The organism is Nitrospirota bacterium (genome assembly GCA_016219645.1).
Lineage (GTDB): Bacteria > Nitrospirota > Nitrospiria > Nitrospirales > Nitrospiraceae > Palsa-1315.
The window spans coordinates 206,886-221,424 of the sequence record JACRLR010000007.1; the positions used below are offsets into that span (position 1 = coordinate 206,886).

Below are 14,539 nucleotides of genomic sequence, written 5' to 3' on the forward strand. Positions count from 1 at the left end.
GGCGCAATTCCGGAATCGCATCCTCGCCCCTTACGTCTCACCCCTTACCCCTTACGGTATCCATCACATTTTCCCCGCCAGCGTCGGCGCCGCGCCCTGTATCTTCGCCGCTTGATATTGCAGATCCGGCAGCTTCTGCAGCCCAAACCGCGCGACGTACAGAAAGATGTATTCACGGATGAACAGGCGCAGGTCCCAGCCCGGATTGTGCTTCTGTTCGAATTCCTGGAACACCCGCTCCGCCTCTTCGATGCTCATCCCGTTCTTCACCGTATAGTAGTAGTCGAGCGCCAGGTCCCAGTCCGGGTTCTTATAGGCAGTCACGCCCCACTTCTCCGGATGTTTCGCCACCGGATTGTGCCGGCCCAAGTCGAAGGTGCCAAACCCCAGCGAATGGACATGGTCCTTGTTCGCTTCGAGGAATTGTACCGACTGCCAGGCCTCCTCTCTCGTCTCGCCGGGAAAACCGAAGAAGCCCATGCAGTGATTCCAGATGCCGGCCTCCGCCGTGTACTTGAGGTGCTGCGTCATGATCTCGGTCGTCGTCGCCTTGTCCATCAACTGCAGCACCCGCTCGACGCCCGACTCGTACCCGAAGTGGAGATAGCGGCAGCCGGACTCCTTCGCATCCTGCCAGACAGCATCCTCCAACAGACTCTTCTCGAACCGCATGTGCGTGGTCCAGACGATACCCATCTGGCTTTCAATTAAACCACGCGCAAGCTTGCGAAACAGCGCAGGCGGATAGGACTCGTCGGTGAAATGGAAATGCCTGGCGCCATACTTGTCGCGGAGATAGGTGATGTCGGCTAGAATGTCCTGAATCTTCTTCGTCCGGTAGCCGGCCGTATAGCCCTCGCCATGGTCGCAGAACTCGCAACGGCCCCAATAACAACCTCGCGTCGCCAGGTAGGGCAGGATCTTCGTCGGCACGAAGTATTTATGGAGCGGCAGGCCGTCGAAGTCCGGCGGCGGCAGCGTCGCCATATCTTCCGCGTAGCTCGTCGCCGATGTATGGACGCCGGTTTCATCCTTATAGATGGTGTTGGGCACATCAGCCAGACTCCCCTTTGCCCCGACCGCCGATACCAGCTGTACAAAAGCCGTCTCCCCTTCATAGACCACTGCGCTATCGAAGTATTGGAACAGCGGCGACTGAGGCAGCACATCGCGCAGGCGCGTGACCGTATTGCCGCCGATCGTCACGTGGATGTGGGGGAACTGCTGCTTGATGAGGGCACAGAAGGTCATCGTTGAGAACATCTGCTGCTGCAAGACAATTGAGATACCAATAACGTCAGGTTTCTCGGCTTCGATCGCCGGCTTTACCAGATGTTCGAATACGTCGCGGTAGATGTTCACCTGTGTATCGTTCACTGCGTCCATGATTTCGGACGAGACGAAAACCTTGTAGGACAGATCTGTCTCCATCGGCGGCATGCAGATCCGCGCCGGCGCATAGACCATCGAAATCACTGATGTCACTTCACGAAATACTTGAAGTGCCCACTCTAACTTATCGATATCATAAAATATTTCTCCTCTGACTACCGCCTTCGCCTTCTCTGCATTCTTAATTAATTCGTCGATCTTCTGACGGGTCACATCGCAGAGCGCGATCTGCAAATCCATCTCAGTTTCGCTCAACTCCCGCTTCCTGGAGAGCTTGCGGAGCCGGTCGAGCTGCTGCGGCACCCGGCGCAGGACTTTCTTCAAAAAATCCTCGCTGAAGTACCAGTCCCACATCTCCAGATTGATGTCTTTTTGGAAAACAGTATGGCCCGCCTGGCGGAGGACAGCGGTGAGGGAGGGAAGACTGAGATAGGGTTCGGAGGGATACCAATCGGGCGGGTAGATGAGCAGCACCTTCATCTTCCGGCCACTGCTGGCTTCAGAGGCTTCACGATGGAGCATAATGAGCTCCTTTGAAGCCCGCTCGCCCTTCGAGTACTCAACTCTCATAAGAAATCTGGTCCCTCTTTCGTGCCTATTATACTGCCGCGGAACGACCTGAAAGAGTCAGAAAGCCAAGGGGTTAGCCTAAGAAGAGCACATTGTACGGGGGGTGGAGATTCAGATGCAAGAGTGGGGGATGTAGGGGGTGACCAGGTACTTTCCTATGCTCGCTGCCCGCGCACACAAGAGCCTATTGGACTTACGGAGTATGGGCGGTGCTCGGTCAATGCGCGCAGTTTGGAAAATACCTGGTCACCCCCTCCAACTCAGGAGGATATGGAGAAAGCGGCTTCCTCGATGCGCGCAGTAGAGGACCATCTGCCCACTCCCGCCAATACAATTCCACAATTCCATGTGCTCGCGCAAACGCGGTCGCAGACTCCCCTCGTTAGACGCGAGTCCTATGGAAAAGCACCAGCCTCCTCTAGTACTGACGGAAAAGCAAGGAAACGAGCGTTTGGCTAAAAGCTGCGCATAGGCATGGACCGTCTGACCCTGAAAAAGTAGAATGACTCCATTGATCAATTCCAGCACCATGTGAAGAGGTTGATGCGGGAACCGACAGAGACTATCTTGTGATGTACAATTGAACCATATCGTTCCGAATCACCATTGTTCTTGTGCTGTCGATCGTCTGTCTCGCAGGACCACAAAAGGGTCTCGTAGTAGTCTCTTCAGCAGAGGAGCAACAGATGCCGAACCAGCCTGGCCTCACACCCTACACACCAACGAAAATCGAATGGTTGGCCTTAACAGTGAACGCTCAACTTCAGTATGAGCGACATGCTGAAGATCTGTATGAGGTGTTCGTTGTTCAAGCAGATCACGAGACCTTGGAGCTCCTCATTCGGTATCACCCAGGACCAAGCCGCCGGGCGTACAGCCCTACTAATCTCGCAGTGATGCAGAGCAAAATTAAGACTACCCGGGATTTAATCATGACCACGGCAAAACGCTATGGGTGGGATAAGTGGGTAAGGATTCGGGAGCCGGTCGAAATATCTCCACCGTTACAGAGATGAACTAGGGACAAGAAATGTGGACAGGCTACTTTTCTAGCAACTTCCTCGGCCTCCCCTGCTTCCGCATCGTGGATTCCAACCCCAGCGTCGTGGCAATGCTCGCTTGCCAGTCTTCCCTTCCGAATGGCTGCTGCCGATTCACGCGGGTCGGCAACGTGACCAGTTCATGATCTAACAGCGGTTGATTGATCCATTGAACCCACTCGGGCGGCGACTCGATAGGCAAGGGATCGCTCAGATGCGGGAATCGAAGACTGGATCAGGGTCAGTCCATGGCATGCTCAACCAAGCCAGCGCGGACAGGATTGCGAAGGACGTAGCGGGGAATTGTATTGTAGACCCCATGAGGGTTCGACCTATTGAGGCTTTACTCCGCATCCCTTGTGGGCACAGGAGCAGGGAACGCTGGATTTCTCCTCTCGGCAATTGGATGAACAAAATTCCTTCCCCGGCTCTGCCTGACAGGTACAGCGCGGGTTCGCACACGACTTTTCAGCCATGATGTGTCTCCTTCTTCGATTGAGATCCTTGCGAGGACAGCAAGACAGGCAAGCCCTCCTGCCTGTCGCTCAGGAGACTACTCGATATCGCCGAGTTGGCGCCTCCGAGTCCTTCTCCTCATCAACGCTCTAATCGACCGCGCTATGCACCGAGGTGTTTTTTGAGAGTCGGAGAATCCTTGATAGCTGGATTCGCAGGAGCCAGTGCTATGGCCTGCTTGAAGGCGGCGGTCGCTTCATCGTGCTTTCCCATCTTGTCGAAGCTGAGGCCCAAGTTATACTGGGCTTCCGCCGACTTCGGATCTGACTTGAGCGCTTTCTGAAACCGATCGATCGCGACATCCATGTTGCCCTGCTTGTATTGGCTCACTCCTTCGTCATTGTCCGCTTGACCAGGCGACCCAACCGCAGAGGTGAGAGCCTCGTCAGACATGGGGGCAGTCGCAGCCGTGCCAGTCTTTGCCGCGGGCGCATAAGGTTTCTCAGAATCACAAGACGCGACGGTGATGGCAAGACCCGCAAAAATGACACTCAGTGCTAGAGATACCTGTTTCACGATACACCTCCCATTAGACATAGATGAATACCTGAGTACATAGTGGCTCAATCTGGCAGATCTCGTCTGATCAATACTGCTCACTCGCCCGGTGATATTGAGTCCATGCTGAACAGATGAGTCGGGTCGGAAAAGAAAAGGGGAAATCAAAAGGGCACAGGCTACTTTTCCGGGAGAAGAGGAAGATGTCAGAATTCATTTCGCAGCGCGTGGCAGGGATCTAGTTGATCAGGTTTCTTACCCCCTGCTTGCTTCGGCGACGGGCATGCCCCCTCGTCCCCGCTTGACTGAGCGATCTCTGAGCGCGTAGCATGCGGGCTAGGCGTTTCAGCCACGCCGACTGTCCTATCCCTCGCGCTTCCCGGTCCTTCCTAACGCGACCGATTCTCCAGTCTCCGCCGCTCCAACGCCGGCATTGCCTGAGTTCTCTTCATGAAGCCCTCATGGTACACAGACCAGTCTGAGGGCGTATGGATTCACTGATGCCCATATAAAGGAGGAATCGTGATGGTACTGCAAAGACCCATTACCGACCGAATCTTTGAAGCCCTCCGAATCTCCCCTGAATGTGAGTTCGAGGCCTTAGTAACCCGCTACCCAGAATTCACCGCGAATGAATTCTTGGCCGAAGTGAGTCGCTTAAGCCGGGCCGGGCAGGTGAAAATTATGAGAGGAGTAGGAACCTTTACAATCAAACATACTCCGGTGGTCAAATGACTATCGGAGGCAGCTGGTCTTTCCGGCCTTTCTAGTTCGGCGGACAAGAGAAACAAGATCGCTCGCTTCTTCAGGACAGCATTAACCTCACTTTCCGCCCCGGCCTCAATAGTCCGGGAACCAGAATCGGCAAGAATGTAATCCTTTCAAGAGGGCTTTGCTCAACCCGTAGAATCGGACTCGTTAGTCGGCGTATTGTTTGCGTGCTACAGTCACTGACCGGTGAAGATCGCGAGGACCATTGCATTCCGCTGGCTATGCCTTCTCTTGTTCGTATCGATAGTCTCGCCTCCGGTCAAGGGGATGGCGGCTATAACTGCGTATGTCGCAACCACACAGAATCTAGACCTCAATCAGGTTCACTTCGTGGTTGTGGCCTCACCGGAAGTGCGCGCTCGGTTGTACGATCGGACGATGACGCTCTTTTCGAAGGCCGGTCTTCCCCTACCCCATGCAGGTGACTCGCACACTCCGGCCGCAGCGACGCTCACACTCACACTCGATCCTCATCCACTCGATGCCTCCTGTCCAGGCAAAGTCCTGTACAAGCCCTCCCTCCTTCTCGTCGAGCCGGTCATCATCCAAAGAAGCTCCGTGGTCATGAACGACACGACTTGGCTACTGGAAACCCGCGCGCAGGTCCGGAATCCGGTGGAAATCTCGACGCTTGAGACGGACTTAGATCGCCTCATTCAGCAGTTCATTACAGACTACAAAGCGGGAAACCCTGAGTGGCAATCACAGGGAACTCCCTCCAATCCCAAGAGGCCATGTGCTGATCATGAGCCAACAAGCCCGACCCTCTCGGAAGCGAATGATGCGCAGGCCAACTCCAGCTTGAGACACCTCAATGTCGACACATTGCAGATACATATCTCAGCAGGACGATCTGGGCAGCCGCTCGCGATTAGAGCGATCCAGCATCTGAGGGAGGCAGGGCTTTCGGTTCCCCTTGATGGGAGGGGGAATGGTGCCGTCACACTCGGCGTTGAATTGACCCAGCATTCTATCGAAGACCAATGCCCTGGCAACGTGCTGTATGAGTCCGGGCTATACCTCGTTGAAGAAGTCCGGATCAAACGAAGCCCACAAGTTTCCATCTGGAGTGACACGTGGCTCCGGGAGACAATGCAGATCGTGGCTCCGGTTCCGCTTCGGCAGTTAGAGGCTGATCAAGATGCGCTACTGAAGCAATTCATCCGCTCGTTTCAGGCCAGATAACAATCCGAGAGATACTTGCTCCTGACCGCGTTTTCTGCTCCCATACGTTATGCTGACGTATCACAGGGGGCTCATCATCGATGTGGAACAAGAAAAGGGGACAGGCTACTTTCTTATACAAGCTCAAAGACTGCTAGAAAAGTAGCCTGTCCCCTTTTCTTGTCCCAAGTTAAAATTCGATGGCCATACGTGAAAGCTACCGATCCACGCGATTGAGGGGGTTGGAACCCAGCCGTGCTATTCGTCGTTCATCTTCAATTCTATTTAGTTTCTGAACATACGCATTCAACATGACTAGCCCAAGGATAACCGCCACCCCGAGAAAGGCCCATATGATGTCTCCCAAAACCCAATTTGTATCCTCCATCAGAGAACCTCCTTGTTGAGCGAGTTCTTCGATACACTGTCCGGCCACAGGTTCAGTTCGGTTACGCCCAAATCAGCTGTCAAGACTTCGCCGCGACTCAAAAAGCCGGTCACCGCAGCAGCGACAACCCCTACACAGATTTCAACTAATGCGATCGAGAGGCGCAGGGAGGAAGCACGAATAGCGGAGGCAACAGCGAGGGCGAGCCATCGGGTTGCGCTAAAAAAGATTGATCCCACCGGCGAGTCCCTCCGTTCCGGCCTGGGTGGAACTGCGAGGCCGGGTGCCTCCATGCCGGCGGCAATCCTATGGCTACGGCAGTAGTAGCGTAGGAGTCATCAGCCTGGCCGAGGCGGTTATACGGGGGACTCCATCCCCTGTGCTTAACAAGTATATATGAAATAGTCAGAGAATGGTTTAGTTTTTTACCGGCTCAAATGGTCTGACACAATTAGCCTGTCCCCTTTCCTCTCCGCGGCGCGGCGCGTGGCGGGCCAGCGCCTTCACTACTTCACTTCATCCTCTACTCTCGCGGAAACCACTTTTGCTGAAACCCGGCTAAGATTTGTTCTGCGCGCGCCAGGTCTGCTTCCGCAACCAGTACCACACACATGGGCAAGTCCCGCTTCTCGCCTAACGTTAGCGGCACTGGTTCTGCCTGAGTCGGTGGAACGAACCGAATCTTTTCCCCCGTCAACGCGTTCAGGAAATCGGTATGGAGGTCTGGGTCACACGGCACATTCAGCTTCCCCATCGCGGGCACCTCGCCCACTTGTCTCCTGGCGTATTTTTTAGAGAGCCCAATCGCTATGGTAGCGATCACTGCAATCACGACAATGCCGATAAGATTGGCTATTAGCTCCATGTCTACCCCTGTCCCCCTATTTCTCTAACAGGCTGTTGACAAAGTCCGCCAGCGGCGTTCTCGCGGCGCTCAGAGGCTCAACGTACTGCAGAGAGTATGCTTCGCCTCGTCGCTTGCTGCGGCCTTGCTGGACGGCCTTTCTGAACAGCCTGCGATGGCTTCTGAACGGATCTGCGAGTATCCGCGCCTTCTGTTTCTGTCATGCTCAAGTAGTTTGTCAACACCCTGCTAACAGACTGGAAGCATACCCCAACAGACCTCATATATCGAGTGGCGTACAATGGGAGCGTCGCAAAACAAGAAAAGGGAACAGGCTAAACCGGCCCACTTTCTTGAACACCTCAAAAATGGGACAATGTCAGCGGCCAAGTTTCGTGGACACCCGGTTACGGCTCATGGGGAGAAGAGCGGGGGCTCGCTCAAGGGGTCAACATGGATGCGAGTTTTTGGCACCAACGATGGCGCACCAATGAGATCCCGTTCCACGAGCATGCAGTCAACCAGCAACTGCTCAAACATTTCTCCGCTCTTTCATTGGCCAAGGCCGGCCGGGTGTTTGTGCCGCTGTGCGGCAAGTCTCTTGATATAGGCTGGTTGCTGTCCCGCGGCCATGCGGTCGCCGGCGCGGAACTGAGCGAGATTGCCGTGCAGCAGCTTTTCGTCGAGCTTGGCATGGAACCCAGCATCGTGGAGCTCGGCACCGTACGGCACTACCACGGACAGAAGATCGACATCTTTGTGGGTGACATCTTTCAGGTCTCGCGCGAAATGCTGAGTCCTGTCGACGCCGTCTATGACCGGGCGGCGCTAGTCGCGCTCCCAGCAGAGGTCCGCCAACGCTATGCGGCGCACCTCATGGAAATCACAGCCACTGCGCCCCAATTACTCATTTGTTATGAGTATGACCAGGCCCTGCAGGCGGGGCCTCCATTTTCAGTCGGTCGCAAGGAACTCCATCGCCACTATCGCGAGAGTTATCGACTCACGCTGCTGGACAGTGCGGACGTAGCCGGTGGTTTAAAAGGTAAATGCCCGGCGAAAGAGAACGTCTGGCTGCTGAATAAACGGTAAAGAAGGACCGGTGTCAGGCCCCATGTCCCCGTGCGTCGCAGGCCGGCTTTTCCCCATAATCGAGTCTACACACCTGGCTCAAGAGGCTACGGGCGCTCATCATGCGTAAGCTCGGTCGCGGCGTGCGCGAACTGCGCGCATGCGAATGATCCGCCAGAAGCGTCTCCGCCGGAATTTGCCATAAAACTTTTCGATGGGCCGAGGGTGATCTATAGTTCTCCTACTGGAGGACACACGATGAATCAGCCGGTCCGTTACGTCGCAATGGTCTTTGCACTATTGATCTCCACCGGGGAGGCGTTTGCGCTGGACACACTCCTCTCCCCACTCTACATCGGGGGCAAGATTGGGGTATCCCTGATGTCAGCAAACGATATTGCCAACACATCGTCAGTCGCATCTCTCACAAAAACAGATTCTCACGACACCGTCGTGCCGGTCGGGGCAGCGATCGGTTACAACTGGCGCAAACACGGAGTTTCTCTCCGTACTGAGTTTGAGTATCTCAATCGGTCAAACTTTGGCTACACCTCGATTCCAGTTTTTACCAGTTCTTTTACCCCGATCGGCTTGACCAGCAAGATAATAAGCCAGACGCTGTTCGCCAACGTCTTTTATGACTTTCACAATGCGACCCTGTTTACCCCTTTTCTCGGAGGAGGCATTGGTGCTGCGATCAACAAATCGACGACCACTCTGAATGTCATCGGCTCACCTGTCTTCGACACGTTCGAGACAACTGATACAAGATTTGCGTGGCACGTCGGCGCCGGTGTCGCGGTTCAGGTCACCGAGATCATGCTCTTGGAACTGAGTTACCGCCACACAGACCTTGGAGGCGCCGTATGGGGCAATAAGGGCGCCCTCGAGCTGACGACTAACAGCCTCCATGCGAACGAGTTTCTCTTTGCCGCACGGTTACAGTTCTAGAAATCTGCGCAGGAGAAGAACAAGCGGACATACAGCCTGCGCTTCTCTCATGTGGACTCCGGCCTAGTATCTATATTGCCGCCTCCGCCATTCCAATTGGACTTTCAAATTCCTTGGCGCTTAGGATAGAATTTTGCCGTCAATTTGGAAAAGGAGAGCTGCCCATGACCATATTCAGAAAGTCGCCTACCCTCGTGTTGTCGGGAATTCTGGTCATAGCAGTCGCCGTCACAGCGTCCATTTCACCGGCATTTGGCGAGGGTGGCGCGCGGCGGGACGTGGTGCGTCACGCCGCTGAGCTGGCGCGCGCAGAAAACGCCGCACCTTCCTCCTTATCCCAACACGCGACGATCATGGATGTAGATGGGACGGTGCATCGTAAAGGCACAAATGGCTGGACCTGCATGCCCGACAATCCCAACACACCAGGCAAAGACCCTATGTGTATGAACGAACCGTGGCTCAATTTTAAGGATGCGTTGAAGAATAAGACGAAGCCGACTCACAGGCAAGTCGGTATCGCATATATGCTGCAAGGCGACAGCCCCGTGAGCAATACAGATCCCTATGCGAAGGAACCGAAGCCGGGAGACGACTGGGTAGAAGGAGTCGGTGCACACATCATGGTTCTCGTACCTGACGTGGAGACACTGAATAACCTGTCGACTGACTCTAAAAACGGAGGGCCATGGGTCATGTGGGCCAACACCCCCTATGCCCACTTGATGATCCCAATCGATAGTTACCCATCGCAGTAGTGCCGGCAGCAACTTAGCCCGCATTATTCATAACTCTTCTGCTGCAATCGCCGATCCGCTGTTGCGACAAGCCGGCGGCCGGCGGGCTCGCCCCTCAGACGGTCAACATACCGTAGGAGACAGACACCCCGCGTAGATGCGGGGAAAGGTATCAGTCCCCAGCGCGCCGGTCTCACGACGCAGCTTGGCGATTTCGCCATGAACCGTCATGGATCATGCGGGCTAGACCTGCCAGGTCCGAAAAAGTAGAATGTCCAGATTTTTCACACAATGCAGGAAAAAAGGACGCCTACCCGATGGAAGTCTTGGAACTGTTTGTCTGTGTGCTCGGCCTAGCGTTCGGCGCGGTATTGGTCTATGGACTCAAACAGCAGTGGCAGTGGATCTACGATCCACCAGAATGGATGTTTGCGATCTATTTCCCTACAGTCATCAAGATGATGTGGGGCCCCAAACATGTTCCTCGGTTTGCCTATTTGACCGCCTACGGCTATATCATCCTGAGTATCATCTGCCTGACAGGATCCTTGCTCGACATGCTCTAGCCCGCATTATTCATGAACACTTCTGTTGCAATCGCCGATCCGCTGCTGCGATGAGCCTCCGGCCGGCGGGCTCGCCCCTCGGACCCGATGCGTACTGCATGCGTACGCATCGGGTCCTCCGGGCTCCGCGCGCCGTTCTCGCGACGCGGCTCAGCGATTTCACGACGAACCGTCATGAATAATGCGGGCTAGCAGGCTGTTGAGAAAGTCCGCCAGCGAGATTGAGTAGGTTAAGGTTCAGGCTAAGGTTGAGAAAACAAAGAGCCTGGTCGATACTTAACCTTAACCTCGACCTCAGCCTTCTTCAGACGCTGCGGCCTTGCCCGCCGACGCCCCGCTGCCCTCCATAAAAAAACGGGCTTGATACCCGCTCCTGAGATATCAGGCCCGTATTAAAAGAGGCTTCTGGTCGTCTACGCTCGAGGCTCGCGAAGGTTTCGCAAACCACCAGCGCCAAGACCAACCAGCGCAATGAGACCGACGCCGAATAAGATGGCTGATGCCGGCAAGGGCGTCGCGATCAACGTACCAAATGAACCCTTGACCACATTCCCGTCCGTCTCGTTCCCAAAGATCAGCCGCCATTGATTGCTCGCAAATGAACTCAAGCCCGGTGGGGATGTATTATCCAGGAGATCCAGGGCATTCGAAAGATTCACGTTACCCAAAGCATTTCCGGACGGGTCGGTGAACGACATCAGGAAACTGGAAGGAGATGTCATATTGATTGCCGAACCTGTCACGGTAGTGAATGCCGTAAAATTATCGACCCCGCCCATTGGAGGGCTGTTCGTGATAACGACACCATTGGACCCTAGGACATACGAAGCGGAGTAGGCCCCGATATGCAGGTTCAGTCCTGTCACTACGGTGTTCAGGTAGACCCCCGTTCCCGGAACAATCGGGGAAGCCCCTGACTCGAATGTGATGTCGCCTGAGATGCTACCAGAGCCTATGGTCGGGAACAGCACCCCGCTCACGTCACTCACCGACCCTGTAAACGAGAAGTTGACAGGGGACGCTTCAGTAGGTCCGGCTACAAGCCACGAACAGAGCACGATCGCCGGCAGGAACAACCAGGTGATCAACAACTGCTTCATGGTCCTCATGCAAAGACTCCTTCGTAAAGGTTATACTTGTTTACAACATGTGTATAAGATGTTTATAAAGCAAACTCTGCGCCGCAGGATTTACGTGCTAACATATTGACATGCAATGCTTTACGAAAAATTGTCAGAGGGTGTTTTTTGTACACCACCGTGGAGCCTGATCAATTCAGAATCAAGCCGGTGGGAAGGGTAGTCTGGCCGCCCTCCTGCTTGCGGAACGCGCACGGGCTCGCCTGTCTGGTTGACTTGTCTTTCTGGTCTGTCTGGTTCTCCTGAATGAATTTCCAGTCCGATCAACCAGACAAACCAGATAGACGAGATAGACCAGATGAACCAGCATTCGTTGGACGCGAGCAGGGAAGAACGATCGTTGCTTGCGTGCTTCAGCCTTGCCCGCGGCAACGGCGCCTCTATGGGTAAAGAGACTGTCTCGGCAAACTCAGGGCGGGCGGGTGAAGTAGTTGCCGATGAGATGTTCCCATATGGGCAAAAAAGGACTTGCAAAGGAAGAGCATGATGGGTACGATTCGCGCCAGGCTACTTAGAGTGCGAGTGCTTCGACAGACCGCGGATTACGGCTACAAGGGACTGGACCGCACCCCACAACAAGGGTCATTACAACACAACCGGAAGGAGCCGCAATGAAGCTACCCATACCGAATACCGAACTCCCACCGTCAACCCCAATTCGAAAAGCAGTTGGGGATTCGCTCGGACTGAGCAAACGCGTTCTTGGAGGCCTCGCCATGTGCGCAGTGGGAATGTTGTCGTCCTGGGCGGCACTGGACGCACATGCTGTCGTAGCGAACGAGTATAAGTTCAAGCTTCCCTTGGGTTTGGATGAGACCGGCATTAGCATTCCTGCCGATAATCCTATTACGACTCAGAAAGTCGAGTTAGGCAGGATTCTGTTTTTCGACAAACGATTATCGAACGACAATACGGTTGCCTGCGCAAATTGCCACCTACCGCAATTCGGCTTTACGGACGGTCAACCGGTCGCCACAGGCATCCGGGGCCAGAAGGGCGGCCGCAGCGCGCCGGCATCCATCAACCGCGTATTCAGCAGCGTGCAATTTTGGGACGGGAGGGCTGCCACATTGGAAGATCAATCGATCGGGCCCTTTACGAACCCGATCGAGCATGGCTTTGCCAACTACGAAGTCATGATTACAAAGATGAAGAAGATCCCAGGCTACAAAACGATGTTCCTCCAAACCTTCGGCGACGATATCACGATTGAAAATGTCGGCAAGGCCATCGCCAGTTTCCAACGCACCATCCTGTCAGGCAATAGCCCCGCAGACCGATTTGACCTGGGCGGTGAGACACAGGCCATTTCACCAGCTGCGCAACGGGGCCTCCTCCTGTTCCGGGACAAGGCCCGCTGCACGAAGTGCCATTCCGGCTTCAACTTCACCGACGAAAAGTTCCACAATCTCGGCATCGGCTGGGACGACAACAAAGTGGACCTTGGCCGGTATCTGGTCACCAAGAATGCGGAGGACATCGGCGCATTTAAGACCCCGACCCTGCGGGAGATCAGCAGAACCGCTCCCTATATGCATGACGGCCGCTTCAAGACCCTCGACGATGTCGTGAACTTTTACAATCAGGGAGGCGTGAAGAACCCGCATCAGGATCCCTTGATCCTCCCGCTTGAACTGACGAAGGAAGAGAAGCAGGATCTCGTGCAGTTTCTCAAGACCCTGACCGGCGAAGGCTGGAAACACATCGCCGCGCCCACCAAATTCCCAGAGTAGAACCGCATCGGCACAGCGGCTTCAGCTCAGATAGCGGCATCAACTCCGGTTGATGCCGCACTCCCTTTACTGTGAACAGAGCGCCAGAACATTCCGGATAGCGGTGCAACCACAGGTCGGGCCGCTGGCTTGGCTCGTTCAGCGGCGGCTACTTCTCCTTTTCCTCGCCATCGTAAACCGAGCTCTCCGACGAAAGACCGGACGGAGGGGCACCGGCTGCGCCCTGGGTGCCGGGGGCAGGAACGCCCTGTGCCCCGAATGCATGGACAAACTTCCAGTCCGCATACCGCGGCTTATTCGTGAAGGATTTGTCCGCAGGCTGAAAGTTGCCTGTCTTGATCGGGGCCTCGTCCGAGAGGCTATACACCCCGATAATACCGCCGTTCGGGAGCCTCACCAGTCCCCATCGTTTCTTTCCAGTGATCGGGTCCGCGTATATTTTCCGCAAGTGGCGAACGGTGCCAGGATAGCGCGGATCTTTAAGCAGATCCTCGAGACGGCGCGGGTATTCCTTCTGAGGCCCTTTGGGATTCAGGTAGTACTGACTGATGGCCGTTCGGAACTGGCCGCCGACAAACAGCAACTCCCGCTCTTTCTGACGGGTTTGCGCAAAGCTCCACACCACTCCTGCCAGGGCCAGCTGAACCCCGATCAGCGCAACTGCAAGCAGAACCCCGATATAGGTAAACCCCTCCTGCGATCGTATCGACCGGCATCCCCGACAGACCCTCAGCTGGCGCAAAGCTGGTCCCTTTCGGCCATCACCAGTCACGGTAGGAGCCCCCACCCGTGGCTGTCCCTTCCGCGCCGCTTTTCACATCGTAGACGCCTCCCTTCTCAGGATCGTCAGGCGGAATCACACGCCAGCTCTCCGACGTCTCCGTAAGCGGATCGATCGGAATCGCGCGGAGGTATTTCTTCGTGGCCAAATCTTGGAGTTGGTCCGGATACCTCCCGACGTCGCCGAAATACTTATCCAGCGCGTCCCGCATGATCCAAAGGTTCTCCTTCATGACGACTTCTTTCGATCGTTGGACGCTGGAGAAATAGCGGGGCACGGCCAAGGTCAGCAGCGTCGAGATGATGGCCAGGACCACCAGCAGCTCGATCAGCGTAAATCCCTCTGTGCCCTTTCGATCAACTGGCTTCATTGCATCAC

At 55.1% G+C, this 14,539-nt stretch carries 16 protein-coding genes; 8 read left to right on the forward strand and 8 right to left on the reverse strand.

Going from position 1 to position 14,539, the window contains the following annotated elements:
* Positions 1-63: 63 nt before the first annotated feature.
* Complete coding sequence (locus HZB34_01675) at positions 64-1,962, reverse strand: cobalamin B12-binding domain-containing protein (GenBank protein MBI5314663.1); 1,899 nt, start codon at positions 1,960-1,962, stop codon at positions 64-66.
* A 686-nt stretch (positions 1,963-2,648) separates the two neighbouring features.
* Between HZB34_01675 and HZB34_01680 the strand changes: the two genes are divergently transcribed.
* Complete coding sequence (locus HZB34_01680) at positions 2,649-2,978, forward strand: hypothetical protein (protein ID MBI5314664.1); 330 nt, start codon at positions 2,649-2,651, stop codon at positions 2,976-2,978.
* Positions 2,979-3,003: 25 nt separating this feature from the next.
* Here the strand turns inward: HZB34_01680 and HZB34_01685 are convergent, their stop codons facing one another.
* Positions 3,004-3,204, reverse strand: coding sequence for a hypothetical protein (locus HZB34_01685; protein ID MBI5314665.1), 201 nt, complete (start codon positions 3,202-3,204; stop codon positions 3,004-3,006).
* A 416-nt stretch (positions 3,205-3,620) separates the two neighbouring features.
* A complete protein-coding gene (locus tag HZB34_01690) occupies positions 3,621-4,034 on the reverse strand; it encodes a tetratricopeptide repeat protein (protein MBI5314666.1) in 414 nt (137 codons plus the stop codon).
* A gap of 507 nt (positions 4,035-4,541) precedes the next feature.
* Between HZB34_01690 and HZB34_01695 the strand changes: the two genes are divergently transcribed.
* Both HZB34_01695 and HZB34_01700 read left to right on the forward strand, forming a co-directional pair.
* Positions 4,542-4,751, forward strand: coding sequence for a hypothetical protein (locus HZB34_01695; protein MBI5314667.1), 210 nt, complete (start codon positions 4,542-4,544; stop codon positions 4,749-4,751).
* A gap of 303 nt (positions 4,752-5,054) precedes the next feature.
* Entirely contained in the window at positions 5,055-5,972 is a 918-nt protein-coding gene (locus tag HZB34_01700; GenBank protein MBI5314668.1) for a hypothetical protein, read from the forward strand.
* Between the two features lie 366 nt (positions 5,973-6,338).
* Here HZB34_01700 and HZB34_01705 read toward each other — a convergent pair whose 3' ends face one another.
* Positions 6,339-6,632, reverse strand: a complete 294-nt coding sequence (locus HZB34_01705) for a hypothetical protein (GenBank protein MBI5314669.1) — start codon at positions 6,630-6,632, stop codon at positions 6,339-6,341.
* 230 nt (positions 6,633-6,862) lie between these two features.
* Positions 6,863-7,204, reverse strand: a complete 342-nt coding sequence (locus tag HZB34_01710) for a hypothetical protein (protein MBI5314670.1) — start codon at positions 7,202-7,204, stop codon at positions 6,863-6,865.
* Between the two features lie 432 nt (positions 7,205-7,636).
* Between HZB34_01710 and tmpT the strand changes: the two genes are divergently transcribed.
* The 4 genes from tmpT to HZB34_01730 all read left to right on the forward strand — a co-directional run bounded on the left by tmpT (position 7,637) and on the right by HZB34_01730 (position 10,508).
* On the forward strand, positions 7,637-8,275 hold the full coding sequence (gene tmpT, locus HZB34_01715) for a thiopurine S-methyltransferase (GenBank protein ID MBI5314671.1): 639 nt from the start codon (positions 7,637-7,639) through the stop codon (positions 8,273-8,275).
* 237 nt (positions 8,276-8,512) lie between these two features.
* The gene (locus tag HZB34_01720; GenBank protein MBI5314672.1) at positions 8,513-9,205 is read left to right on the forward strand and encodes a porin family protein; all 693 of its coding nucleotides are present in this window, start codon (positions 8,513-8,515) and stop codon (positions 9,203-9,205) included.
* Between the two features lie 164 nt (positions 9,206-9,369).
* A complete protein-coding gene (locus HZB34_01725) occupies positions 9,370-9,963 on the forward strand; it encodes a hypothetical protein (protein MBI5314673.1) in 594 nt (197 codons plus the stop codon).
* A gap of 296 nt (positions 9,964-10,259) precedes the next feature.
* The gene (locus HZB34_01730) at positions 10,260-10,508 is read left to right on the forward strand and encodes a hypothetical protein (GenBank protein MBI5314674.1); all 249 of its coding nucleotides are present in this window, start codon (positions 10,260-10,262) and stop codon (positions 10,506-10,508) included.
* Between the two features lie 413 nt (positions 10,509-10,921).
* Here HZB34_01730 and HZB34_01735 read toward each other — a convergent pair whose 3' ends face one another.
* The gene (locus HZB34_01735; GenBank protein ID MBI5314675.1) at positions 10,922-11,617 is read right to left on the reverse strand and encodes a hypothetical protein; all 696 of its coding nucleotides are present in this window, start codon (positions 11,615-11,617) and stop codon (positions 10,922-10,924) included.
* A gap of 746 nt (positions 11,618-12,363) precedes the next feature.
* On the opposite strand from HZB34_01735, the gene HZB34_01740 reads away from it, so the two are divergent.
* The gene (locus tag HZB34_01740) at positions 12,364-13,380 is read left to right on the forward strand and encodes a c-type cytochrome (GenBank protein MBI5314676.1); all 1,017 of its coding nucleotides are present in this window, start codon (positions 12,364-12,366) and stop codon (positions 13,378-13,380) included.
* A 148-nt stretch (positions 13,381-13,528) separates the two neighbouring features.
* Here HZB34_01740 and HZB34_01745 read toward each other — a convergent pair whose 3' ends face one another.
* Together HZB34_01745 and HZB34_01750 are read right to left on the reverse strand one after the other, a co-directional pair.
* Positions 13,529-14,167: a type II secretion system protein gene (locus tag HZB34_01745; protein MBI5314677.1), complete on the reverse strand. Its 639-nt coding sequence runs from the start codon at positions 14,165-14,167 to the stop codon at positions 13,529-13,531.
* Positions 14,142-14,531 carry a prepilin-type N-terminal cleavage/methylation domain-containing protein gene (locus HZB34_01750; protein ID MBI5314678.1) on the reverse strand — a complete coding sequence of 130 codons (390 nt, stop codon included), beginning with the start codon at positions 14,529-14,531 and terminating at the stop codon, positions 14,142-14,144. The genes HZB34_01745 and HZB34_01750 overlap by 26 nt, the downstream gene beginning before the upstream one ends.
* Positions 14,532-14,539 lie beyond the last annotated feature (8 nt).

What these genes read in the sequence shown, in the direction of transcription:
- HZB34_01675 (MBI5314663.1), bottom strand. Translation starts at nt 1,962, where the DNA reads ATGAGAGTTGAGTACTCGAAGGGCGAGCGGGCTTCAAAGGAGCTCATT.
- HZB34_01680 (MBI5314664.1), top strand. Translation starts at nt 2,649, where the DNA reads ATGCCGAACCAGCCTGGCCTCACACCCTACACACCAACGAAAATCGAA.
- HZB34_01695 (MBI5314667.1), top strand. Translation starts at nt 4,542, where the DNA reads ATGGTACTGCAAAGACCCATTACCGACCGAATCTTTGAAGCCCTCCGA.
- HZB34_01700 (MBI5314668.1), top strand. Translation starts at nt 5,055, where the DNA reads ATGGCGGCTATAACTGCGTATGTCGCAACCACACAGAATCTAGACCTC.
- HZB34_01705 (MBI5314669.1), bottom strand. Translation starts at nt 6,632, where the DNA reads ATGGAGGCACCCGGCCTCGCAGTTCCACCCAGGCCGGAACGGAGGGAC.
- HZB34_01710 (MBI5314670.1), bottom strand. Translation starts at nt 7,204, where the DNA reads ATGGAGCTAATAGCCAATCTTATCGGCATTGTCGTGATTGCAGTGATC.
- tmpT (MBI5314671.1), top strand. Translation starts at nt 7,637, where the DNA reads ATGGATGCGAGTTTTTGGCACCAACGATGGCGCACCAATGAGATCCCG.
- HZB34_01720 (MBI5314672.1), top strand. Translation starts at nt 8,513, where the DNA reads ATGAATCAGCCGGTCCGTTACGTCGCAATGGTCTTTGCACTATTGATC.
- HZB34_01725 (MBI5314673.1), top strand. Translation starts at nt 9,370, where the DNA reads ATGACCATATTCAGAAAGTCGCCTACCCTCGTGTTGTCGGGAATTCTG.
- HZB34_01730 (MBI5314674.1), top strand. Translation starts at nt 10,260, where the DNA reads ATGGAAGTCTTGGAACTGTTTGTCTGTGTGCTCGGCCTAGCGTTCGGC.
- HZB34_01735 (MBI5314675.1), bottom strand. Translation starts at nt 11,617, where the DNA reads ATGAGGACCATGAAGCAGTTGTTGATCACCTGGTTGTTCCTGCCGGCG.
- HZB34_01740 (MBI5314676.1), top strand. Translation starts at nt 12,364, where the DNA reads ATGTGCGCAGTGGGAATGTTGTCGTCCTGGGCGGCACTGGACGCACAT.
- HZB34_01750 (MBI5314678.1), bottom strand. Translation starts at nt 14,531, where the DNA reads ATGAAGCCAGTTGATCGAAAGGGCACAGAGGGATTTACGCTGATCGAG.